19 protein-coding genes and 1 tRNA gene are annotated in these 22,712 nt (G+C 62.8%); 14 read left to right on the top strand and 6 right to left on the bottom strand.

The window, feature by feature from the left end:
- Both AB1384_11030 and AB1384_11025 read right to left on the bottom strand, forming a co-directional pair.
- Complete coding sequence (locus AB1384_11030) at nucleotides 1-693, bottom strand: response regulator transcription factor (GenBank protein MEW6554806.1); 693 nt, start codon at nucleotides 691-693, stop codon at nucleotides 1-3.
- 7 nt (nucleotides 694-700) lie between these two features.
- Entirely contained in the window at nucleotides 701-1,621 is a 921-nt protein-coding gene (locus AB1384_11025) for a response regulator (protein MEW6554805.1), read from the bottom strand.
- A 305-nt stretch (nucleotides 1,622-1,926) separates the two neighbouring features.
- On the opposite strand from AB1384_11025, the gene AB1384_11020 reads away from it, so the two are divergent.
- Nucleotides 1,927-3,036, top strand: a complete 1,110-nt coding sequence (locus tag AB1384_11020) for a hypothetical protein (GenBank protein MEW6554804.1) — start codon at nucleotides 1,927-1,929, stop codon at nucleotides 3,034-3,036.
- A 79-nt stretch (nucleotides 3,037-3,115) separates the two neighbouring features.
- On the opposite strand, the gene AB1384_11015 is transcribed toward AB1384_11020, so the two are convergent.
- Nucleotides 3,116-3,658, bottom strand: coding sequence for a hypothetical protein (locus AB1384_11015; protein ID MEW6554803.1), 543 nt, complete (start codon nucleotides 3,656-3,658; stop codon nucleotides 3,116-3,118).
- A gap of 159 nt (nucleotides 3,659-3,817) precedes the next feature.
- On the opposite strand from AB1384_11015, the gene AB1384_11010 reads away from it, so the two are divergent.
- The 4 genes from AB1384_11010 to AB1384_10995 all read left to right on the top strand — a co-directional run bounded on the left by AB1384_11010 (nucleotide 3,818) and on the right by AB1384_10995 (nucleotide 10,632).
- Entirely contained in the window at nucleotides 3,818-5,434 is a 1,617-nt protein-coding gene (locus AB1384_11010) for a DUF5719 family protein (GenBank protein ID MEW6554802.1), read from the top strand.
- Between the two features lie 94 nt (nucleotides 5,435-5,528).
- A complete protein-coding gene (locus tag AB1384_11005; protein MEW6554801.1) occupies nucleotides 5,529-6,296 on the top strand; it encodes an NAD-dependent deacylase in 768 nt (255 codons plus the stop codon).
- A 183-nt stretch (nucleotides 6,297-6,479) separates the two neighbouring features.
- Nucleotides 6,480-9,395 carry a UPF0182 family protein gene (locus AB1384_11000; protein MEW6554800.1) on the top strand — a complete coding sequence of 972 codons (2,916 nt, stop codon included), beginning with the start codon at nucleotides 6,480-6,482 and terminating at the stop codon, nucleotides 9,393-9,395.
- 136 nt (nucleotides 9,396-9,531) lie between these two features.
- Complete coding sequence (locus tag AB1384_10995) at nucleotides 9,532-10,632, top strand: hypothetical protein (protein MEW6554799.1); 1,101 nt, start codon at nucleotides 9,532-9,534, stop codon at nucleotides 10,630-10,632.
- 3 nt (nucleotides 10,633-10,635) lie between these two features.
- Here AB1384_10995 and AB1384_10990 read toward each other — a convergent pair whose 3' ends face one another.
- The gene (locus AB1384_10990; GenBank protein MEW6554798.1) at nucleotides 10,636-11,259 is read right to left on the bottom strand and encodes a class E sortase; all 624 of its coding nucleotides are present in this window, start codon (nucleotides 11,257-11,259) and stop codon (nucleotides 10,636-10,638) included.
- 250 nt (nucleotides 11,260-11,509) lie between these two features.
- Here AB1384_10990 and AB1384_10985 point away from each other — a divergent pair.
- Nucleotides 11,510-11,586, top strand: a tRNA-Met gene (locus AB1384_10985).
- A gap of 225 nt (nucleotides 11,587-11,811) precedes the next feature.
- Nucleotides 11,812-14,427 (top strand): PEP/pyruvate-binding domain-containing protein, encoded by a 2,616-nt coding sequence (locus tag AB1384_10980; protein MEW6554797.1) that lies wholly within the window; start codon nucleotides 11,812-11,814, stop codon nucleotides 14,425-14,427.
- A 96-nt stretch (nucleotides 14,428-14,523) separates the two neighbouring features.
- On the opposite strand, the gene AB1384_10975 is transcribed toward AB1384_10980, so the two are convergent.
- A complete protein-coding gene (locus AB1384_10975) occupies nucleotides 14,524-15,834 on the bottom strand; it encodes a methyl-accepting chemotaxis protein (protein MEW6554796.1) in 1,311 nt (436 codons plus the stop codon).
- A 180-nt stretch (nucleotides 15,835-16,014) separates the two neighbouring features.
- On the bottom strand, nucleotides 16,015-17,472 hold the full coding sequence (locus AB1384_10970; protein ID MEW6554795.1) for a radical SAM protein: 1,458 nt from the start codon (nucleotides 17,470-17,472) through the stop codon (nucleotides 16,015-16,017).
- Between the two features lie 211 nt (nucleotides 17,473-17,683).
- Between AB1384_10970 and AB1384_10965 the strand changes: the two genes are divergently transcribed.
- The 7 genes from AB1384_10965 to AB1384_10935 all read left to right on the top strand — a co-directional run bounded on the left by AB1384_10965 (nucleotide 17,684) and on the right by AB1384_10935 (nucleotide 22,649).
- Entirely contained in the window at nucleotides 17,684-17,908 is a 225-nt protein-coding gene (locus AB1384_10965; GenBank protein ID MEW6554794.1) for a hypothetical protein, read from the top strand.
- Complete coding sequence (locus tag AB1384_10960) at nucleotides 17,878-18,663, top strand: enoyl-CoA hydratase/isomerase family protein (protein ID MEW6554793.1); 786 nt, start codon at nucleotides 17,878-17,880, stop codon at nucleotides 18,661-18,663. The genes AB1384_10965 and AB1384_10960 overlap by 31 nt, the downstream gene beginning before the upstream one ends.
- Nucleotides 18,664-18,909: 246 nt before the next feature.
- A complete protein-coding gene (locus AB1384_10955) occupies nucleotides 18,910-19,518 on the top strand; it encodes a TetR/AcrR family transcriptional regulator (protein ID MEW6554792.1) in 609 nt (202 codons plus the stop codon).
- Nucleotides 19,519-19,641: 123 nt separating this feature from the next.
- Nucleotides 19,642-20,565 (top strand): amidohydrolase family protein, encoded by a 924-nt coding sequence (locus AB1384_10950; GenBank protein MEW6554791.1) that lies wholly within the window; start codon nucleotides 19,642-19,644, stop codon nucleotides 20,563-20,565.
- Between the two features lie 23 nt (nucleotides 20,566-20,588).
- The gene (locus AB1384_10945; GenBank protein ID MEW6554790.1) at nucleotides 20,589-21,056 is read left to right on the top strand and encodes a MaoC family dehydratase N-terminal domain-containing protein; all 468 of its coding nucleotides are present in this window, start codon (nucleotides 20,589-20,591) and stop codon (nucleotides 21,054-21,056) included.
- A 12-nt stretch (nucleotides 21,057-21,068) separates the two neighbouring features.
- Entirely contained in the window at nucleotides 21,069-21,500 is a 432-nt protein-coding gene (locus tag AB1384_10940) for a MaoC/PaaZ C-terminal domain-containing protein (GenBank protein MEW6554789.1), read from the top strand.
- 3 nt (nucleotides 21,501-21,503) lie between these two features.
- A complete protein-coding gene (locus AB1384_10935) occupies nucleotides 21,504-22,649 on the top strand; it encodes an acyl-CoA dehydrogenase family protein (protein MEW6554788.1) in 1,146 nt (381 codons plus the stop codon).
- Nucleotides 22,650-22,712: the final 63 nt, after the last annotated feature.

Here is a 22,712-nt window from a genome sequence, read left to right as displayed (position 1 = left end):
TCAGCTCTTCTCTTCCCGGAACTTGTACCCTATCCCCCACACCGTCTCCACGTAGCGGGGGTTCGAGGAATCCTCGCCCAGCTTCTCGCGCATGTGGCGGATGTGCACATCGACGGTGCGCGTGTCTCCGTAGTAGTCATATCCCCACACGCGCTCGAGGAGCCGCTCGCGGCTCATCACGATGCCGCGGTTGAGGGCCAGGGTGTAGAGGAGGTCGAACTCCCGCGGGGTGAGGTCGATCTCGTCATCCCCCTGCGTGACCTTGCGCCGAGATGCGTCGATGACAAGGTCAACGGCGTGCAGCACCTCCTGCGACTCGGACAGGGGCCGGGAGCGGCGCAGTACCGCCTTTACCCTGGCCACGAGCTCGCGCGGGCTGAAGGGCTTGGTGAGGTAGTCGTCGGCGCCCAGTTCCAGCCCCACCACCTTGTCCACCTCGTCCTCCCGTGCGGTAAGCATGATGATGGGCAGCGACGAGCGCGCGCGGATGCGCCGGCACACCTCCCAACCATCCGGTTCGGGGATCATGATGTCCAGGACGATGAGGGCGGGGCTCATCTCCTCGAAGAGGCGCAACGCCTCCTCGCCCCCGCCGGCTTCCGCCACCCGGAAACCCTCTTTCTCCAGGTAGAGACGGGCGAGTTCGATGATATTCGGCTCGTCGTCCACCACCAGGATCAGTTCACCGGCCAAGAAAAGATCACTCCTCGAAAACGCTGGCGCACGTGCCCTGCGCGCGTGCTTTCAACAGCGCCTGGGCGCCCCATTCCGCGATGCCGGAATAGGTCGTCACGAAACGGCGGGCATTGCACACGCCGCCCAGGGCCAGGTTCACGAAGGGAGCGCGGATGAGATCGCCGCGGTAGTCGTAGTAGGTCAGCTCCCCGAGCTGGCGGTGCTGCTCCAGGTAGTGCTCCAGGCGCTCCTCCTCGAAGCGCTCTATGACCAGCTCGCACAGGGATCTCACCTGCTCGTTGGGGCAGAGGAAGAAGAACTCCTCGTAGGAAGGCTGTCCCAGAAAAGCGCGCTCCTTCAAAGGACCGGTGACCGCTTCCTCCAGGAGCCGGGAGACGAAGAGCAGCAGCCGGTCACCCCGGCTTATCCCATAGGCCTCGCGGTATGCCCTGAAATGCTCGATGCCCGCGAAGACGGCGGTGAAGATCTCGCCCTCCTGCAGGCGGCGGTTGACCTCCCTCTCGATGGTGGGGGCCCCGGGCAAGCCGGTGACGGGATGGGATGACAGCTCCTCCTGACTGCTCCTGATGTGGGCCTTGACTCTGGCCATGAGTTCCTGGTTGTTGAACGGCTTGGTGATGTAATCGACGCCCCCCGCCTCCAGCCCCTTGATCTTGTCCTCCACGGACTCGCGTGCGGTGAGGAATATGATGGGGATCAAGCGGGTGCGGGTGCGGGAGCGCAGCAGGCGGCAGACCTGGATGCCGTCCATCACCGGCATCATCACGTCGAGGATGATCAGGTCGGGCTGGATGGCCTCCGCCAGCTCGATGGCCCGGTTTCCCTCCTCGGCTATATGCACCTCGAAGTCCTCGTCCTCGAGGTAGAACTTGACCGCCTTGAGGATCTCGGGCTCGTCGTCGATAAAGAGGATCCTCCCCTGCATTGGGCCTCCTTGCTATGACTTATATATATTATCGTACAATGACCCCGGAATCCCTTATGGCCATTCCCGCGAGCGGCCGGATCATCCTACAGCTTGGGCCGCTTAAAGCCGAATAAATACATGGAAGATAGACATAATCCCAGGTGAGGATTAACATATTATTACATGTCGGCAAAGCGACCGCGCGGGACGGAGATACCGTCCCGGAGCGGCCATCGAGATGGCTGGAGAGGTATTCGCAAGTTGTGAACGCCGCCGTCACGGCCGGAGGGGGCCGGGCGGGATACGAAGGGGGTGCGGTATCAGTGGATGAAGCAAGGATAGGTAAGGGGTGGCTGCGCCTGGTAGCGGTTCTCTGCACCCTGTTCCTGGCGGGAAGCGTATTCCTGGTCCTGGGCATGACGGTGTGGGCGCAGGAGCAACCCACGGAGCAGCCGGCGGGGACCGAGCAGCCGGCCGAGACCACCCAGCAGCCGGCGCAGACGGGCCAGACCAGCCAGCAGGACGGCCTGGTCATCGACTACTGGGAGCCCCAGGTTGGCACGAGGACCGTGTATTACGTGAATGACTACCTGAACGATGAACATGGAGACTATCACGACACCGCATATCTTGGTTACAAGGATGCGGCGTTCCTGTACTCGACCACGGACCCCAGGGTGCCTGTGAACTATGCCAGCACCTTCTACCGCAGCGTCGAGGCGACCAGCAACATGAACGCCTGTTATTTCGATCTGAACGGGCCGTGGTATTTCAACATGACCACCCCCTTCAGGATAGAGAGAGACGTCCTCGGTATCAACGAGGCCCCGGACGCCGTACGTTTCCCCCAGGCCACCTACGCGGTCAGGGAGAGGATCACCGGCTCGGGAGGGCACAGCGAGACCTATATCTACTACATGACCAACGATGCCACCGCGCAGGAATGGCGTACGTGGGGATACACAGTAGAATACTTCCCTGTCGGCCAGACGACCAGCAAGAAAGAAATCGTGGAATACACGAGCCCGTACGACAAGGACATGCAGGTATATGACTACATCAGATTCCCGCTGAGCGTGGGGGGGACGGGAACAGTGGAAGCGATCTCCTCATCAGGTGGTGATCTATTGCCTCTCGGATCCATTGAGATCATCGCCGAGGGCAAGATCACAGTGCCCGGGGAGACCTACGACGCCTTGCTCATGAAGTATGACTATACCCTTCCCCAGACCAACAACGCGAGGAGGATCGAATATTACTGGTTTGTCAAGGACATAGGGGTCGTGGCCGGCGTAAAGAGCCTGCCCAACATACTGGGCCCCACTTACGAGGAGGCCACAGGCTACTACTCCGTGAGGCGCGACAAGGTATGGTACAACTCGCAAGGGATGTGGGTGCTGAAATCGTTCACCACGCCCGGAGCAACGGAGTAAACGGCTGAACAAGACCGCATAATCGAAGGGCGGCCCCGCGGGGCCGCCCTTTTAGCGTGTTTATGTCTGGAGTATCGACTTACCAGGAGATATGGAATTCGCAGGAGGGGTTTCCCCTCTTTATGCATTTCTCCTGCACGACCAGTCCCTTGTCGATCCCGTACATGCTCAGGATGCCCAGATAGACGCCCTCACCGAGCCGGCAGTCGTAGCCGCAATCGGGGATGTCGAGGACGACCTCCCCACTCGTCGCCTTGATCACCTTGATGGGCCGTATCCCCGGGCCGCGGTGATCGTCCGCGAAGGAGCGGGTCGAAAAGAGCATCAGCTCCAGTTCATCCTTGATGTCGCCGGGAAGGCCTCCCAGTTTCTTGATGGTGGGGAAGTAGTTCCTGCCCAGCGTGACCAGTGCCTTTTCACCGGTCACGGAACCCTCGCAATAGGCATCCAGGAAGGCCTTGTAGATGACGGTATCGTAGAAACCCTCGGGGTCGAGATCGTTCCAGTGCTTTCCGGTACGGCTGAAGAGCACGGCATCCGCCCGTTCCCGCTGTTGTGGATAAAGGCTCATAAGACTCCCGGCAAGGGTAATGAACTTTCCTTTGACCTCGATCAACTCCAATCCCCCCCTTCTTCCCTTTGCATCCGTTTTTCGCGAGACTGGCCGATGCTAAATGAATCGCCAGGCTGAAGGGTTTGCTTTACCTGAACAAGCGAGATTGAGTGGCGCGTTTCGTGATATATTACACGGGATGACCGAAGGACGAGTGTGGAGGTTAAGATGCGTTGGACGAGAGCCATCCCCGCCATCATCCTGATAGCCGCGTTGATGCTGACCATGGCCCCTCTCGCGCAGGCCCAGCAGGTAGCGCAGGTGCCGGTGATAGACAGCATATTCCCCTCCGCGTCCTGGGTGGGCATGCCCGTGGCCATCTCGGGCTCGGAATTCGGCCTGCTGCAGCTCCCGCTCATCAGCACCGTCACCTTCAACGGCGTCGATGCGGGCCAGGCCATCATCTGGACCGACACCTACATCGTGGTCATCGTGCCCGAGGGGGCGACCTCGGGGCCCGTGGTCGTCACCACCCTGCTCGGTTCCAGCGAGCCCTACGACTTCACCGTCTACGAGCAGCCGGCGGCCATCCCGTGCTATTTCGCCGAGGGCACCACCCGCGCTGGCTTCGAGGAATGGCTGACCCTCTATAACCCCTACGACGTGCAGTACACGGCCACGGTGACCTACCTGGTGGCCGACGGGGCCAACCGCATCCGCTACTACAACATCCCCGCGCATTCCCGCATGAACATCTACGTCAACTCTGAGATAGGCTCGGACCGAGACGTCTCCATGGTGGTGACGGGCACGGAGCGGCTATACGCCGAGCGACCCATGTACTTCCGTTACAACAACGCGTGGACGGGCGGCCACTGCGGCGAGCCGGCCCTCGCGGCCAGCAACACCTGGTATTTCGCGGAAGGCACCACCCGGCCCGGCTTCGACGAATGGCTGTGCCTGGCCAATCCCGGCGCGCAGGACGCCACGGCGCAGGTCACCTACATCTTTCCCGACGGCGAGGCGGAGACCATCCCCTATACCGTCCCGGCCTGGAAAAGGTACACGGTGAACGTCAACGACACCGTGGGGGCGGGGCGGGACGTGGCCGTCCGCGTCGATTCCGACCAGCCCATCGTGGCCGAGCGCCCCATGTACTTCGCCTACCGCGGCGAGTGGGACGACGGCCACATCACCCCCGGGGCCCCCGCCCCCCTTACCACTTGGTACTTTGCCGAGGGCACCACACAGGCGGGCTTCGACGAGTATCTCTGCCTGGCCAACCCGGGGGAGGAGGACGCGACGGTCGAGGTCACCTACTATCTCGTCGGCGGCCAGGAGATAGAGCAGCAGGTAACCATAGCTGCCGAGAGGCGCCAGACCATCCTGGTCAACTCCGTGGTGGGCCCGGGAAAGGACGTGGCCGTCCGCGTCGATTCCGACCAGCCCATCGTCGCCGAGCGCCCCATGTACTTCCAGTACGCCACCGGGTGGGACGGTGGACACCTCTCCCTGGGGACGCCGGACCCCTCCGTTTACTGGTTCTTCGCGGAGGGTACCACCCGCTCGGGCTTCGCGGAGTGGCTCTGCCTCTTCAACCCCGGAGAAGTGGAGACGAGGGTAAATATCAAGTACGTCTTCGGGGACGCGAGTTCACAGACGCAGGACGTGCTCATGGCCCCGGGCCAGCGTTTCTCCATCAGCGTCAACGAGATGGTGGGCCCGGACAAGGACGTGGCCATATGGGTGGAGTCCGAGCAGGGCATCGTGGCGGAACGTTCCATGTACTTCTCCTACATGGGTGTCTGGGACGGTGGCCATAACGCCAGGGGCACCCTGCCCTGACCCGATCAGCCGCTCCGCCCGACATGCTATAATCTCTTGGTGCGAGCGAGGCGGAAACCGCGCGCTTGAGGCTTTTCGGCAGGGAGAGATCGAGGTGGATGAGGCCTGTATCGAACGTGCCGCGCAGATGATCCTGGAATCGCTCCAGGTGGTGGCGCTGACCGGCGCCGGCATCTCCGTGGAATCGGGCATACCGGATTTCCGCTCGCCCGGAGGCCTGTGGACCAAGTACGACCCCATGCTCTACGGCACCTACGAGTCCTTCATCAACCACCCGGAGCGCTTCTGGGAGATGGCCAAGGAACTCAATCCCCTGCTGGAGAACGCCGCACCCAATCCCGCCCACGCGGCCCTGGCCGAGCTGGAGCGCCTGGGCAAACTGCGGGCGGTGATCACCCAGAACATCGACCACCTCCACCAGAGGGCCGGTTCCAGCGACGTCCTCGAGCTCCACGGCACCCACCGCACCGGACACTGCACGAAGTGCCAGTGCGTCTTCTCGCTGGAGGAGATGAAGGAGTTGAGCTGTGGCGGTGACGAGGTCGCCTGCTGCCCGGAGGACCATACCGCCATCAAGCCCGACGTGGTCTTCTTCGGGGAGCCGCTCGACTCAAAGGTGCTCTCGCGCGCCGCGGAACTGGCCTCCACTTCCGACCTCATGCTGGTGGTCGGCTGCTCGCTGGAGGTCTATCCCGCCGCCGCCCTGCCCGACTACACCAAGCGCAGGAAGGGCCGGCTGGTCTTCGTCAACACCATCTCCACCTACAGCGACAGCCAGGCGGACCTGGTCTGCCTGGGACTGGCGGGGGAGGTCCTCCCGGCGATAGTGGAGGCCTACAAGCGACGGGCGGGGATGGGCTGAGCCCACGGCCCGCTGGCGTCTCGATCACCTCTCTTAATAATAGGGGTTTTCAAGCGGCGCTCGCGTCTGATTTGATAGTAGGAAGAAAAAAGGCACAGGACCGGGTCGAGTGGAGAGACGGCCGCACGGGGAGTGCGGCAGCCGTAGCCGCCGTCCCGGCCGAGGCTCAAGGAGGATGAGAACGTGCCAGAGGACAAGTTCCCGTGGGACTCGTTGTTCAAGGGCGGAGGAGAAGGGGGCGAGCTGCCCTCCATCTTCCGCCGTAAAAAAGGGAAGAGTTCGGGGGAGGGGTTCAAGGAGAAGTGGGGGAAGATCAAGCCCCGCACCAAATGGATCGTGGGCATCATCATAATCGTGCTGGTCATCCTCGTGCTCAGCGCCTCCTGGCTGGCCACATTCTACACCGACCTGTTGTGGTACGACGAGGTGGGGTACACTTCCATCTTCTGGAAGCGGATCGTCACCCAGATATGGCTCTTCTTCGCCTTCGGGCTGCTCTTCTTCGTCATCCTCTACGGCAATATATGGCTGGCGCGCCGCTTCACGCCGCGCTACGAGAGGCCGTCGGGCGACCTCAACCAGGTGGAGGAGACACTCGCTAACTTCCGGGAGAAAGCGGGGAAATGGCTGGGCCGCGGCCTGCTGGTCGGCTCGGTCTTCGTCTCGCTCGTAGTCGGCTGGGCCTCGGCCGCGCAGTGGGAGAGCGTGCTGAGGTTCTTCAACCATACCGCCTTCGGCAAGGTCGACCCCATCTTCGGCAAGGATATCGGGTACTACCTCTTCGAATACCCGTTCGTACGCTACTTCAGCAACTGGCTCTTCACCAGCCTGGTTGTGGTCCTGCTGCTCACGGCCGGGGTGCACTTCCTCTACGGTGCCATCAACTTCGGCGCCGACAAGAGCAAGCGCTTCGCCACCAACGTCAAGGTGCACCTGTCGGTGCTGGCGGCCATCGTCCTGCTCGTGCAGGCCTGGCGGTTCCGCCTGGACATGCTCGGGCTCCTCTACTCCGACCGGGGCCCGGTCATCGGCGCCACCTACACCGACGTGCATGCCCAGATCCCGGCCTACTGGATACTCATCGCAGCCTGTTTCGTATGCGCGGGGCTGTTCATCCTCAATATCCGCTACAAGGGGTGGAAGCTCCCCGCGGCCGGCATCGCCGGCATCGTGGTCGTCGCCCTGCTGGCCGGCACCATCTACCCGGTGATCATCCAGAACTACGTGGTCAAGCCCAAGGAGCTGACGCGGGAGAGGGAGTACATCGGGTACAATATCGAGTACACCCAGGACGCCTACCGCATCCAGGACGAGGGCGATGCGGCGGTGATGCAGGTGGAGGAATTCCCCGCCGAGAACAACCTCACCTACGACGATATCGTCGCCAATGCGACCACCATCGACAACGTGCGGCTGTGGGACCCCCGCCAGATCGTGCAGGTATACAGACAGCGACAGGAGCTGCGACAGCTCTATGACTTCAACGACGTCGACGTGGACCGCTATACCGTCTTCGACGACACCTATACCCAGATGATGGTGGCAGGGCGCGAGCTGGTCATAGATCAGCTGCGCGAGGACGCCCAGACCTGGCAGAACACGCACCTCTCCTTCACCCACGGCTACGGCATGGTCATGGCCCCCTCCAACGAGCTGACCTCGGAGGGCGACCCGAACCTGGTCATCAGCAATATCCCGCCGGCGTCCGTGGAGGACCTGGGAGTTGAGATCGAGCGCCCGGAGATCTATTACGGGGAGATGACCCAGGACTACGTGGTGGTGCGCACCGGGGCCGAGGAGGTAGACTACCCCCTCGAGAGCACCAACCAGCTGGTGGAGCCATATTACGAGGGAGAGGGGGGAGTGCCCGTCTCCAACTTCCTGAAGCGTCTCGCCTTCTCCATCCGCAACGCGGACATCACCTTCTTCTTCAGCGGGTACATCAACAGCGAGTCGCGCCTGATGTTCCGCCGCAACATCAAGGACCGTGCGCTGGAGGTCGCCCCTTTCCTCGTCCTTGACGGCGACCCCTACCTGGTCATCACGGAGGACGGCACGCAGAAATGGGTGCTGGACGCCTACACCACCAGCGACCTCTACCCCTACTCCGAGTTCCTGGAGGTGGAGGGCGAGAGGATTAACTACGTCCGCAACTCGGTAAAGGTGGTCATCGACGCCTACGACGGCACCCTCACCTATTACCTGGTCGACCCGGAGGATCCCATCGCGGCCACCTACGGCAAGATCTTCCCCGACCTCTTCACCCCCATGGAGGAGATGCCCGAGGACCTCATGAAGCACCTGCGCTACCCCGAGGACCTCTTCGCGGCGCAGATGGAGCTGTATAAGACCTACCACATAAACGAACCGGACGCCTTCTACCAGAAGGAGGACGTATGGGAGGTCTCCACCGAGACCTATGACGTCACCTCGAACCAGCCGGTGACCCCCTACTACCTCATCCTCAAGCTGCCCGGGGAGGAGAAGGAGGAGATGGTGCTCATGCTCCCCTTCAACCCGCGCGGGAAGCCCAACATGGTCGACTGGGTAGCGGCGCGCTGCGACGCCCCCAACTACGGCAAACTGATAAACTTCACTTTCCCGCCGGGAAAGCAGGTGCTCGGCACCCAGCAGTTCGAGTCCCTGGTGGACCAGAACCCGGCGATATCGGCCCAGATATCCCTGTGGAACCAGGCGGGATCGCGGGTCATGCGCGGGAACACCCTGGTAATCCCCATAGAGGACTCTCTGCTCTACGTCGAGCCGCTGTACCTCGAGGCCACCAATCCCGCCATCCCACAGCTCAAGCGGGTGCTCGTGGGTTACGGGGACCGCGTCGAGATGAGGCCCACCCTGAAAGAGGCGCTCGAGGCCATGTTCGGCACCGCCCCGCAGCCGCAACCGCAACCGGAACCGGAACCGCAGCCAGAACCGGTGTCCGACGTCGCGCAACTCGCGCAGCAGGCCAGCCAGCTCTACGACGAGGGGCAGGCCGCCCTGCGCAACGGGGACTTGAAGACCTACGCGGACAGGATGGAACAGGTAGGCCAGCTGGTCAAGCAGATACAGGCTTTGACCGCGCCGCAGACATCTCAGTGATCCGGCAGCGGTCCGCCCTGTCCGGCCGGCTTTCACAGCCGGGGGTGAGCGCTGTCCGGCCGGCTGGGCGGGTGCGGGTGCGGACGAGGGCGCCGCGATCTCGAAAAGGTGGGGTTACGGGAGGCGATTGGGAGCGATGGCCTTGAAACGGTGCGGCGAATGCGGCCTCCCGCTCCGCTTGAGCAGGAACTACGACTGGCCGGGCAACGGGGTGATCCTGGCGCGGAACGATCCCACCATGCGCATGGTGCTCTTTGAGGCCGACTACTACACCCGCCTTTGGTCGGAGCTAGAGCAGCTCCTGGGCGTCAACATCTCGGAGGCTATGCTCCGGGGCCAGCAGGCGGCGACGCGGGACTACATCGAGGACAACATCCTGTACGGATGGCGTAAGTTTGTCATCGGCCTTCTGCCCATGCGCCTCGCCTTTAAAAGCATCGTCGGAGAGCTGGCCCTGTTCGGCTTCGGCCACATGCAACTCGAGGAATACCGGCGCGGCAAGCTCATGGTCTTCAGGGTCAGGCATCCTTTCGACATCATCTCCATCGCCTGGGGCACCAAGGGTTTGCTCGAGTTCGTGGAGGGCATGGGCTCGGAGCTGGCGTGGAGGAAGGAGGGCGACGACTACATCATCTCCATATTGCTCCAACCGGAGAAGAAGCACTGGGCGGAGGTGGACGTGGAGGCAATGAGGTCGATCAGGGAGGCCAAGAGGGAACTCTCCCTGGCGGGCAGGCTGATCCCGCCTCATGGCGATCGCAGAGAGGGGTGTTCATCCTGCGGGCTCCCCCGCGCGCTGACGGAGCTGGAGTGGCGGGAGGACGAGGGGATGATATGCAGGCGTGACAACAACCGCAGGTTCGTCTTCTCAACCACGCATATCCTCTTGGGGGTGGTAAGGGACCTGGAGAGAAAGACCGGCAGAGACCTGGAGCCCCTCATCATCCAGGTAACCAAGGATTATCACTTGCGCGACTTCCGGGGGGTCCCCATACGCACCCGTAACGGCGCTTACCGCGCCGCGGCCAGATACCTGCACGCCGGGGGGTTCGGAAACGTCCGGAGCTTCAACTGCGGCGAGGGCTACCTGGAGATGACCATCGAGAACCCCCTCTATGTCCCCAGGCTGGTGGGTCGCATAGCGGGGCTTTTCGAGTACGTGGAGGGGCTTGAGGCCGACATCAGCTACCGCTGCCCCGAGCCCCAGCTGCTCGAGCTCGAGATCAAGGCCACTTGAGGGCTACGGTCCCACCTCCATCTCCTCGACGGGGGTGAAACCGGCTAGGGATGCCCGCACCACCAGGCGCAAGGTCGCGTCGCCCTCGGGGGCGCAGGTGGTGAGGGTGAGGATGGGCTCCTCGGTCTGGATGGTGACGTTCTCGCTGGGGTCGATGTAGCGCAGCTCGGTCACGCGATACTCGTAGATGCCGCGCGGGTTCTGTATGAATATGGCATCTCCCGCCACGAGCTCATCCAGGCGGTTGAAGGGCCTGGTCTTGGTGGTGCGGTGGCCCGAGATGACGCAGTTGCCCGGCCAGCCCGGGAACCCGGTATGGGTGAGGTGGATGGGTCCCATGGAGAGGATGGTGTACATCTCATCCTCGTCGTCGCTGCCCTCCCTTACCTCTTCGTCTATCCCCACCACCGGGATGCGGACAAAAGCCGGCGTCTCGAAGGAGAGGGGAGGCCCCAGCAGCTCGTCGTGGGTCAGGGGCTTGAACTCCTCGGCCTCGGCAGCTCCCCCGCCGGCCGCGGCGGAATCCCGGCGCAGGCGGTCGTAGAGGTAAGGTCCCAGGACGGCGAGGACCACCAGGATGGCGACGGACAGGGTTATCGCGATTACCGTGCCCTTGTGTTCCCTCACCTGAGCCGACCTCCAGTCATCGGTCCTCCCTTCTCTCTGTGGAGAATTCTATATACACGTTATTTCTATTGACAATGCCGGATACCTTCGCGGTTCCCTTCGACCATCCGTGCTCCCGTCCATATCCATGTCAGCCCGAGGCCAGGCCCTGCCTTTCTCTCGCCGCCGCCTGCCCCCGTCGCGGTGTCTCCATCGCGCAACATTTCATATTCACCGTCGTGGCATGTATAATGAAAACGTTGAAAACCGGCGCGGGGTGGAGCAGTCAGGTAGCTCGTCGGGCTCATAACCCGAAGGTCGGGAGTTCGAATCTCCCCCCCGCTACCAGCGAAACGGCAGGCCGGAGGGCCGACCCTCCGGCCTGTTATATGGGGTCAGCCCCTGACATGTGACATCTTCAATGGCGGTATCTCTTTACGATCTTTCTTGATCGAGAAGATGTCACATGTCAGGGGCTGACCCCATCCTCTCACCATCGGGTCCCTTCAGGGGAGCGATATTTCTCTCGATAACTAACTTGAGTCGCAAACGGCTTGAGAGACGGGGAGCAGCGTGAGGTCAGGCCATATCATCCCCCTGTATGCGCTGAGCGAGAAGGACCTGGGCCTAGTGGGCCACAAGGCCGCGAGCCTTGCCCGCCTGGTCGGAGCCGGCCTTCCGGTGCCCCCGGCATTCTGCATAACCTCTTCCGCCTATAGGGGGCACATCGACGGGAAAGGTATCGCCGCAGAGATAGAATCCCTGAAGCGGGACGCCGCGAAGCTCACGACCAAGGAGGTGAAGGACGCTCTTGAGAAAATACGGCGAGATATCGCCGCGGCTCCCCTGAGCAGCGGGCTGTGCGGCGAGCTTGAGCAGGCTTACCGGGAGCTCGCTGCCGGTTCGGTGGCGGTGCGTTCGTCTGCCACGGCCGAGGACCTCCCCGGCACGTCCTTCGCGGGACAGTACGATTCCTTTCTCGACGTTACGGGCCTTGACGGCCTCCTCGGGACCGTCAAGAGGTGCTGGGCGTCGCTATGGACGGAGCGTGCCTTCGACTACCGGCGTAAGAACGGCTTCGAACAGCTCGGCGTGGACATGGCGGTGATCGTCCAGGAGATGGTCCCGGCGGAGGCGGCCGGGGTCGTCTTCACGGCCGACCCGGTCACCGCCAGGGCCGACCGCATCACCATTGAGGCCGTGACCGGCCTGGGGGATTCCCTGGTTTCCGGCCGGGCGGCGCCCGACCGCTTCATCGTCTCCAGGAGAGGCCTCCTCATGCTGTCCTCATCCGCATCCAACCCTTGCATAGGCGAGGACACGGCCCGGATCATCTGCCTCATGGCCATGCGGGCGGAGGCGGTCTTCGGCTGCCCGCTGGACCTGGAATGGGCCATCGCAGCGGGGAGGGTCTTCCTGCTGCAGGCGCGGCCTATCACCGCGCTGGGCCGCGAGAGGAGCTGGGAGGACCGCCAGGTATGGAGCAACATCAACGCGGGCGAGGTGCTCCCCGACGTGGTCACCCCGGCTACCTGGTCGCTGGTGCAGATCATAGTCTTCCAGGTCTTCGGGTCCATCTTCGGCAGGATCGGCCTCGACTTCGGGGACAACACCATCGTGGGACAGATCGCGGGACGCGCGTACTTCAACCTCAACACCATGACCGGCGCAATACGCTCCTTCCCCGGGCTGCGCCGCATGGACGTCGGGCAGGCCCTCGGCGGGGCACAGGGAGGCCTCAGCGGCGAGGGGTCGCAGCTCCAGGAGGTATCCATCCCGGACGGGGACGTCCCGGACCTGGACTTCAGTTTGGGCAAGGTCCTGGCCAGGGCTCCCGCCTTTCTGGCCTGGTTTCATTCTCTCTCCAGCGAGAAGGGGCGCGACTTCATCGCGGAGCTGCGGACGGAGATCGCTGATATCCAGGATATCGACATCTCCCGCGCCGGTGAGGATGAAATTGTGGCCAGGATCGACCGCGTCCTGCGGCTGATGGCGGAGAGCGACGCCATCCTCGGCGTCGCCGCGCGCGGCATGTACTACTTCATGACCCTGGACAGGCTCTGCGGCACCTGGCTGAAACAATACCGCGGCATCTCGGCAAACCGGCTCTGCAGCGGTCTTGCGGGCATGCGCAGCGCCGATGCCGGCTTCGAGCTGTGGGGGCTGGCCCTGGCGGCGCATGCGGAGCCGGGGCTAAGGGACGCCGTTCTCTCCGGCACCTCCTTCGAGGCCCTGGAGGATATCTTCCGGGACGACCTGGCCGCGGCCGGTTTCTTCTCCGGCTGGAGAAGGTTCATGTTGGAGCACGGACATCATTCCCGGGGAGAACTCGAGCTGCGTAACCGCAGGTGGTCTGAGGACCCCGCTTTCGTCCTGGATGTCCTGCGCGGTTATCTGCTCAGCATGGACAAGGTCGATCCCCTGGCGAAGCTGCGCGAGAACGAGATGGTACGCGAGGAGTTGACCTCGCGGTGCCGGCGCCTGCTCGCGAACCCGATAAAGCGCCTCTTCTTCGACCACGTGCTGCGGCAAGCCCAGCAGGGCCTGCTCATGCGCGAGAACGTCAAGAACGAAGCCGTGAAGGGAGTGGCCTTTATCCGTACCCTCCTCCTCGAGCTGGGCAGGCGGATGGCGTCCCGCGACCTGCTGGACGAGCCGGAGGACATCTTCTTCCTCTACCTGGAAGAGATAGACGGTGTGCTGCGTGACGAGGACCGGGAAACCGTGAGGGAAGAGATCCGGCGTCGCCGCGCCGACTACGAGAGGAACCTGGCCATAACCCCGCCCAAACTCATCTACGGCAGGTTCGATCCCGAGGACTTCATCCCCGACGAGATAGACAGCGGCGTCGATGAGCTAAAGGGCCTGGCGGTATGCCCCGGAGTGGTCAGCGGACCGGCGCGGGTTATGCTGCGCTCCGATGTGGGGCAGGTGCAGCCGGGCGAGATCATGGTGGCCCCTTTCACCGATCCCGGCTGGACACCCCATTTTCTCACCGCGGCGGGGATCGTCATGGACCTGGGAGGCCTTTTGAGCCACGGCAGCATCGTGGCGCGCGAGTACGGCATCCCCACCGTGGTCAACGTCGGCCCGGCGACGCGCATCATCAAGACGGGGCAGATAGTGCAGGTAGACGGGGACCGCGGCACCGTCCGGATACTGAAAGACGCGCCCCGGCAGCATTTGTAGACGCCGGTCCGGGCCATGGTCAACCCGGGTTGCCGGATCAGCGCTTGGTCTGCCAGCGGATGCCCGGCCGGGAGCGGCCGCCCTGCCGCCATGACCTCAGCTCGCGGTCTCAGCCGACGGCTTGTAGAAGGAGATCAGTTCGTGAAGTCCCCTGGACATGGCGTCCAGCTCGTGCATGAGGGCGGTTATCTCCTGTACCGAACCCGCCTGCTCCTCGACGGATGCGGCGACCTCCTGCATGTTGGCGGCCACGTCCTCCGATAACTGGGTCATGGCTTCAATCACGCCGGATATCCTTTCATTGTTCGGTCCCATGGACCTGGTCGCGTCGGTGATGGAATCGATGAAGTGACCTATCCTCACCGAGACATCGCTTATGTCTTTCAGCATCGCCCTCGCTTCGGCGGCGACGGACGCGCCGTCCTCCACGCGTTCGATGCTCTCCTGCATGGCCGTGGCGGCACCGTCCACGAAGCGTTTTATCTCGCTCAGCAGGCCCTCTATCTTGCCAGCGGCCTCCGACGAGCCGTCCGCCAGCCTCCTCACCTCGCTCGCGACGATGGAGAAGCCCCGCCCGTGTTCTCCCGCCCTGGCGGCTTCTATGGCTGCGTTCAGGGCGAGCAGCCTGGTCTCGTCGGCTATGGACGTGATGACCTCGACGATCATCCCGATCTCCTCGGACCGCTCATCGAGGTCCTTGATCAGGCCGGCGAGCATGCCCGTGGCTTCCTTGATCTCCGCCATCTTCTCCACGACACGCTCCACCGTCGCCGAGCCCCGCTCAACCGCTTCCATGACCTGTCCCGAGAAATCGAGGGACATCCTTGCCGCTTCCTCCACCCGTTCTATGTTCTCGAAGATCTCGTCGGTGGCGCTCTTGGCCCCCAAGACGCTGTTCAGCTGGTTTTCGGCCTTCGACGTCAGGTCCACCAGCGCTTTCGTAATGCCCTGCAGGGTGGTATTGCTCGCGCTGGTGATATGCAGGAGGGTCTCGCTGGAGAGGGCCAGGTTCCCGGAGGTATCCCCCGTCTGCGACAGGAAGGCGCTTAACGCTTCGCTGAGCTCGTTCATGGTCTCGATGGCGCTGCGCAGGAGGCCCGCGCCCTCCACCTGCTCGATGGTCTGGAAATTGTTGTCCTTGAGTTCCTGCGCGAAGGCGTTTATCAACACCATGGGCTTGATGTAGGTCCTGGACGCGTACGCCACGGCGGCGAAGGCAGCCACCGCTACCGTGACCGCTCCCACCAGCACCCCGATGAGGTATGGGTTCACGTCGGTGTTCGCGGCCAGCCAGGCGGTGAGGACGATGCCTCCGATACCCGGCAGCAGGGCCAAGAGCATGACCTTGCCGTAGAGGAGAAGAGCCTCTTTTCTGTACCTTCCCCTGGTCTTGTCGAGGATGTCCAACTTCCCACCCTTTGTTTAACCAGCGTGCACCTTTAGTATTGCTTCGGCAAGGTTCTTTTTAACCTGAATCCCGTGACCAGCGGCATGCGGTTCCCGGCGCCCTCTGGACCTAACGCCAGCGGTAACGAGGAGCGTCTCCAGGGGACACCCGGAAGGATAGCGCGACCAAAGCGGGCAGATTCAGTACTTGGTGGTCATGTACCAGTCCCAGGGAAGGCGCCGCAGCAGCCGCTCCGCCGCTCTCCTCTTCCAGCCGTGGGGGATGCGGTCGCTGGCGAGCGCGAAATCGACGGCCTGCTCCAGGGGGCGGGCCAGCCCGTCCGGCAGGGTGAAGATGCCGTGATACAGCCAGGCCAGGGGGGTGAAATATTCGCTCACCAGCTCCATCTGCTCTTCGCTTATGCCGTCTAACTTGAGGCCGGAGCGGCGCGTGAAGAGGGTGTCGGTGCCTTCGTCCACGAAGAGCCCCTTCTCCTTGCAGGTGTTGTAGAGCTCGGTGCCGGGGAAGGGGTAGAAGACGGTTATCTGGGTGATGCCGGGCTCGGCGCGTCCATTGAGCTTGATGGTGTCCAGCACCATGGAGAAGTCCTCCTGGGGGAAACCCATCATGTTGAGGGAGACGGTACCGATGCCGTACTTGCGGCAGAGCCGGAAGGCGTCGAGGATCCGCCTGTCGCTCATCCTGCGCCCGAGCACGTTGCGGCGCAGCCAGGGGTTGCCGCTCTCGATGCCCATGCAGATGGTCTTGCACCCCGCCTCCTTGAGCGCGGCGATCTTCTCCTCGTCCAGTAGGTCGACGCGGGAGTTGCAGATGAAGGGCAGGTCGATGCGGCGGCGGTACTGGCGCACGAACTCCTCGAACCACCGGGGGCGCAGGGTGAGGATATCGTCGTCGAAGCGCACGTGGTCGACGCCCTCCGCGCGGGCGGCCAGCTCCTCTACCTCGCTGAGCACGTTGTCTACGCTGCGGAAGCGCACGTAGCGGCCCGCGTTGGGGTAGGCGCTCCTCTGGGCGTGGTTGGAGCAGTAGCGGCAGCGGTAGGGGCAGCCCCGCGAGGCCATGACGGTTATCCGCTCCAGCTGGTCCGGGGCCATCCTCTCCATGTCGAAGATGGAGCGGTCGGGGAATGGCAGCTGGTCCAGGTCCTCGAGGAGGGGGCGCACGGGGTTGGCGAAGTCCCTGCCGCGCCAGCGCCCCATGATGCTCGCGACCCCGTCCACCTCGCCGCGGCCCTCCAGCGCTCCGGCCAGCTCCACAAGCGCCGCCTCGCCCTCGCCCACGCACACCATGTCGATGCTTTCGTCCTCCAGGGCCCCCAGGGGATCGAGGGTGGGGTGGACACCGCCCACCAGGACCGGCAGGCCAGTCTCCTCCTTGGCCCAGCGCGCCATCTGGCGCACCTTGGAGAACATCAGGCTGGTGGAGGAGAAAGCCACAAGGCCGGCGTGCTGGGAGGTCAGCCATTCCAGGAACTCTTCGCGGCCGGTGGGCTCCACCAGGTGCAGGAAGGCGGTCTCGTGGCCGGCCTGCTTGAGGCAGGCGGAAAGATACGCGCTGCCGAGGTGTATCCTGCCCTGGGGCTCGCCCTCGATGCAGCCGGACTGGTAGTAATCGGGATAGATAAGGGCTACGCGCATCTCCCGCTCATCTTTCTCTCCGCTCCGTGCACGGCTACTCAATGATAGACGATATGGTCCCTGCGGCACAGCATTCCGTGGATCTTCATCCCCGGTATGTCGCGGCCTCACGACATGGGTGGCCGACCCCGGGAACCTGTGGGCGAGTTTTGAGCTCCGGCCCCGTTATGGTTGAATAAAGGCGGAGATGGTTCGAAGGCGGGAGGTCACCATGTCCTGTTACTTCCGACACACGGCCGAGGTCCTCGCGGAGGCGGGGATCGACCTGGAAGAGGTCAAGGCGGACAAGGCGAGGAAGAAGGCGCTGGACGAGAAGCTGCACGGGCTGGTGGGCGTGGAGTACAAGGACTTCTGTCAAGCACCGGCATCGCGTCTCATGGTCCACCGGTGGAGAAAGGGGGAGGCATGGACCCCGATGTCTTCCGCATCGAGATAACGGACGGCGTCGCGCGCTGCAGCATGAACCGGCCCCAGGACATGAACGCCCTAAGCGTGGAGCTGGGCTATCCCATAGTGGAGGGGCTGACGCGGGTGCTGGACGACGAGGCGGTGAGGGTCATCGTGCTGCGCGGCGACGGCGGCCATTTCTGCTCCGGGGCCGACCTCACCCTGCTGGGGGACAACCTCGACCCCGTCTTCTTAAACCAGAGCATGAGGGCCATCGGCGAGGTGATCCTCAGGCTCTACACGGGGACGAAGCCGGTCATCACCGAGGTTGACGGCTATGCGGTGGGGGGCGGGCTGGGGCTGGCGCTGGCCTCGGATATCACCTACGCCACGGAGAGGGCGCAGTTCAGCATGGGCTTTATAAAGATAGCCGCCACGCCCGACATGGGCAGCTCGTATTTCCTGGCCGAGCGTGTTGGCCTGGCGAAAGCGAAGGAGATGACCTTCACCGGCGATGTGGTGGGGGCGGAGGAGGCGTTGCGAATAGGGCTGGTCAACAAGGTCGTCGAGCATACGAAGATATCGGACGAGGTGATGAAACTGGCCGCCTATATCGCCACCAAGTCGCCGGTGACCCTGGCCGCGAGCAAGCGCATGCTCAACACCTCGCACCTGCTCGACCTGCGCTCGGTACTGGACCTTGAATCCCACGTCCAGCCCATCATGCTCCTCTCCGAGGAGCACCGCGAAGCCATCCGGAAGATCTTCGAGCGATGGGGGCAGGGCCTCGGCGCCCAGGAGTAGAGCAGATCCTCGACGGAATGCATCGCGAAATAGACAGTGCCGTCTCCGGCGCGGCGGTGCCAGTCGCCTGGCCGATTCCAGGAGACCAGGCCTGGCACGCGTGATCTGCGCTGCCAACCGCATCGCGTGTGCGCGATGACGGAGAGTCCTGGGGGCGGCGCCCCGCTTGACAGCAGAAGCAACCGATGATATTTTGTGAGCGTATAATTACGGAAAAGATATTGATAACTCACGGTAAGGCCGGATATGAGCATCGTCGAAAAGGCCAAAGAGAAATACGAGCAGTACGAGCAGCAGCACAAGAGGATAATCCAGGGCGCGATAAAGGTCTTCTCCGAGAAGAACTACGACGTGGGGACCATGGCCATGATCGCGGAGGAGGCGGGTATCTCCGAGGCCATGCTCTACAAGCACTTCGACGGCAAGAAAGAGCTGTTCATCACCTGTTTCCAGGAGATCGTCCAGGAATTGATGGCGCGCTATAGGGAGTGCTATACAAAGAACCGGGATGACCCATTGCAGTACCTGGAGGACAGCGCAGCCGCCTATCTCGACTACATCAAGTCCTCCACCGGAGGTTCCAAGTATTTCTCGCACCTGTTGAGCAGTACGTATGACCCGGATCTAAAGAAACCCCTGGTCGAGTTCTTCAAGGCCAGCGTAAGCACGGTCAAGGCGGCGCTCGACCAGGCGAAGAAGCAGGGCGATCTCGGAAGGGACGTCGACACCGAGCTTCTAGCCTGGGATTACGTGGGCCAGTACTACAGTCTCATCCTGGCCAGGGAGATAAACATGGGGTCCATGCTGGACGAGGCGAGGGTGCGCGCTTTCGTGCGGGCGATGTTCAAGAGGTAGGCCGCACGAGAGAACTCCGAAGAAAGAAATAGCGCAGAGGAGAGAAACGTTCGTTTTTGCCCATATGTGAGTTATCGCTCACGAAACGTGAATAATAACTATTCCTATTGAAAGGAGAAGGAGATGGTCGTCGACTGTCACGTGCACATCTGGATCCCGGGCATGGTCCCCCTGGCCTACGAGGAGGGTTGCATCCGCACCATGGTCATGGCTGCGGGCAGGGCGCTGGGGCAGAGACTAACCTTCGAGCAGGGCAAAGAAACGCTCTATCCCATGCTCCAGGACGAGAAGGGCGAAAAATACCTGGCGCACATGGACGAGGCGGGCATCGATAGGGCGGTGCTCTTCGGGGTGGACTTCGGCGAGGAGATCGGGGAGCCGGAGATCCCCATTTTCGAGATGAACCGCATGTACGCCGACCTGTGCAAGGCCCACCCCGATCGCTTCGTGGCTCTCTGCGCCATCGACCCTCGCCGCAAGGGGGCCATGGACCACATCGTCCAGTGTATCGAGGAATGGGGGATGCGGGGGATCAAACTCCATCCCTCCGCCGGTTTCAACCCCATGGACCCGGTGATGTATCCGGTCTACGAGAAATGCGCGGAATGGGACCTCCCCCTGCTCTTCCATTCCGGCGCCCAGCCCGCGGCGCCGGTGGTGCTGGAAACGGCCCGCCCGGTATGGATCGCCGAGGCGGCCAGCAAGTTCCCCGCCACCAAGTTCATCGCCGCCCACTTCGGCATGGACTGGTGGCCCGAGGCCATCATGTTCGGCAGGCTGCTGCCCAACCTCTACTTCGACTGCTCCTACTGGCAGCTCCTCTTCGGTCTGCACGCTGAGGAATATTACACCTTGCTGCGGAGGTTCATCGACGACTGCGGCCCGGAGAAGGTGCTGTGGGGGACCGACACGCCACTCCCCAACGTGCTCGTGCCACCCAAGGAGTGGCTGGATATCCACACCAGCCCCAGGACGGAGATACCCTTCACCGTCGAGGAGATAAAGACCATCACCGAGACCAATTCCGAGCAGCTCTTCAAGCTCTAGGCAAAGAAAGCGAGGCGTGTGAAATGGTCAACGAAGCCATCGTAGGCAAGGAGTTCCCGTCCTTCGAGCTGCCCGTCGAGAAAGGCAAGATCAAGGAGTTCGCGCGGTCCCTGGGGGACAGGAACCCCCTCTACTACGACGAGGAAATCGCGAAGAGCATGGGCTTCAGGTCCGTCCCCGCCCCGCCCACCTTCACCGCCACCTTCCTGCACCACGTGCCCGACGAGGACTTCCTCCTCAATATGATGCAGGAGATGGGCATATCGGTGGCCACCAGCGTGCATGGCGAATCGGAGTTCGAGTACCTGGCGCCAGTCTGTGCGGGGGACGTGCTGACCGTCGCCGTAAAGGTCAAAGACTTTTACCAGAAGGAGGGCAAACGCGGCGGGAAGATGAACTTCATCACCGTTGAATCGACATACACCAATCAGGAAGGCGTGTTGGTGCAGAAGGACCGCATGCTCTTCATCGAGCGCGAATCGGCGGCCTGAGGGGGGATGAGCATGGCAGAAGGCAAGCTCTACTTCGAGGACATAGCGGAAGGAGACGAAAGCCCCGAACTCTCCCTGGAGGTCACGCGCACCCATATCGTCAAGTACGCCGGGGCGGGAGGCGACTTCAACCCCATCCATCACGACGAGGCCTTCGCGATAGCCATAGGCCTGCCATCCGTCTTCGCCATGGGCCTCATGCAGGGCGGTTACCTGGCGCGCATGCTCACCGATTGGGTGGGCGCGGGAAACGTCAGGCTGTATAGGATCCGCTTCACCGGGCAGGTATGGCCGGGTGAGACCATCGTCTGCAAGGGTAAGATCGTGAGGAAATACGAACAGGACGGGGAGAGGCTCGTCGACTGCGCGCTCTCCGTGGTCAACGCAAGCAGCGAAAGCAAGATCGACGGTATAGCCGTGGTCGCCCTGCCCTCAAAGGAGTGAGACATGGATTTCGATTTCACGGAAGAGCAGAAAGCCTTCGCGAAGTCGGTGCAGGAGTTCGCGGAGAAGGAGATCGCCCCGGGGGCGCGGGAGCGGGAACAGACCGAGGAATTCCCTCACGAAATATGGAAAAAGTTGGCCGACTTCGGACTGCTCGGCCTGCCGGTCCCCGAGGAGTACGGGGGCGGAGGTGCGGATGCGGTGACCACCACCCTGGCCAACGAGGTCATGGCCCGGTACTGCAAGGATATGGACCTCATGATCAAGTGGGGTTCCCACACCATGATCTGCGCCATGCCCATCGCCGTGCTGGGCAGCGAGGAGCAGAAGCGTGAGTATCTCCCCGCCCTGTGCGACGGCTCGCGTATCGGGGCCTTCGCCCTCACCGAGCCGGAAGCCGGCTCCGATGCCACGGCCATGAAGAGCAAGGCGGTGAGGGACGGCGGCTCCTATGTCTTGAACGGCAACAAGATCTACATCTCCAACGCCCCCCACGCCGATACCTTCGTCACCTTCGCCAAGACGGCCGACGCGGCGGGTATCGAGGGCATCTCCGCCTTCATCGTGGAGAGCGGCTTCCCCGGTTTCGTGCGGGGCAAGCCCCTGAGATTGTACACCCCGTCGGCAGGTTCCGACGTGGGGGAGATCGCCTTCGACGACTGCCGCGTTCCGGTGGAGAACCTCATGGGGGTGGAGGGGCAGGGCTTCTATGCCATGCTCACCTCCCTGGGATGGGAGCGGCTGGCCTTCGCCGGGTTCCTGGGCGGTATGGCCAGCAACCTGGACGACTGCATCACATACGCCAAGGAGAGGCACGCTTTCGGACGGCCCATCTCCAAGTTCCAGCTCGTCCAGGCCAAGCTGGCGGACATGGCGGTGGACCTGGAGGCGGCGCGCCTGCTCACCTACAAGCTGGCCTGGATGTTCGACACCGGGCAGGTCTTCCACCTGCAGGCCGCCATCGCCAAGCTCTTCACCACCGAAGCCGCCTTGCGCAACGCCCTGGAGGCCATCCAGGTCTTCGGCGGGTACGGGTGCATGACCGACGAGAACGTCGGCCGCTCCCTGTGGGCGGCCAAGGCGTCGGTAATCGGAGGGGGGACCTCGGAGATACAGCGCGTCTTCATCGCCAGGACGCTGCTGCGCTAGGAGCTGATGAACATGCAAGGGATGCCGCGGGTGATCATCGCATGGGAATACCTGCGAGCGAAG

This window comes from Actinomycetota bacterium, from assembly GCA_040757835.1.
GTDB lineage: Bacteria > Actinomycetota > Geothermincolia > Geothermincolales > RBG-13-55-18 > SURF-21.
Note: the sequence above shows the minus strand (reverse complement) of the source record. Positions and strands in the feature narration are given on the sequence as shown.

Excerpts from the sequence above, each read along its gene's own strand:
- AB1384_10935 (MEW6554788.1), top strand. The coding sequence starts at position 21,504 with ATGGATTTCGATTTCACGGAAGAGCAGAAAGCCTTCGCGAAGTCGGTG.
- AB1384_10995 (MEW6554799.1), top strand. The coding sequence starts at position 9,532 with ATGGCCTTGAAACGGTGCGGCGAATGCGGCCTCCCGCTCCGCTTGAGC.
- AB1384_10950 (MEW6554791.1), top strand. The coding sequence starts at position 19,642 with ATGGTCGTCGACTGTCACGTGCACATCTGGATCCCGGGCATGGTCCCC.
- AB1384_10970 (MEW6554795.1), bottom strand. The coding sequence starts at position 17,472 with ATGCGCGTAGCCCTTATCTATCCCGATTACTACCAGTCCGGCTGCATC.
- AB1384_10955 (MEW6554792.1), top strand. The coding sequence starts at position 18,910 with ATGAGCATCGTCGAAAAGGCCAAAGAGAAATACGAGCAGTACGAGCAG.
- AB1384_11010 (MEW6554802.1), top strand. The coding sequence starts at position 3,818 with ATGCGTTGGACGAGAGCCATCCCCGCCATCATCCTGATAGCCGCGTTG.
- AB1384_10960 (MEW6554793.1), top strand. The coding sequence starts at position 17,878 with ATGGACCCCGATGTCTTCCGCATCGAGATAACGGACGGCGTCGCGCGC.
- AB1384_10940 (MEW6554789.1), top strand. The coding sequence starts at position 21,069 with ATGGCAGAAGGCAAGCTCTACTTCGAGGACATAGCGGAAGGAGACGAA.
- AB1384_10945 (MEW6554790.1), top strand. The coding sequence starts at position 20,589 with ATGGTCAACGAAGCCATCGTAGGCAAGGAGTTCCCGTCCTTCGAGCTG.
- AB1384_10965 (MEW6554794.1), top strand. The coding sequence starts at position 17,684 with ATGTCCTGTTACTTCCGACACACGGCCGAGGTCCTCGCGGAGGCGGGG.
- AB1384_11025 (MEW6554805.1), bottom strand. The coding sequence starts at position 1,621 with ATGCAGGGGAGGATCCTCTTTATCGACGACGAGCCCGAGATCCTCAAG.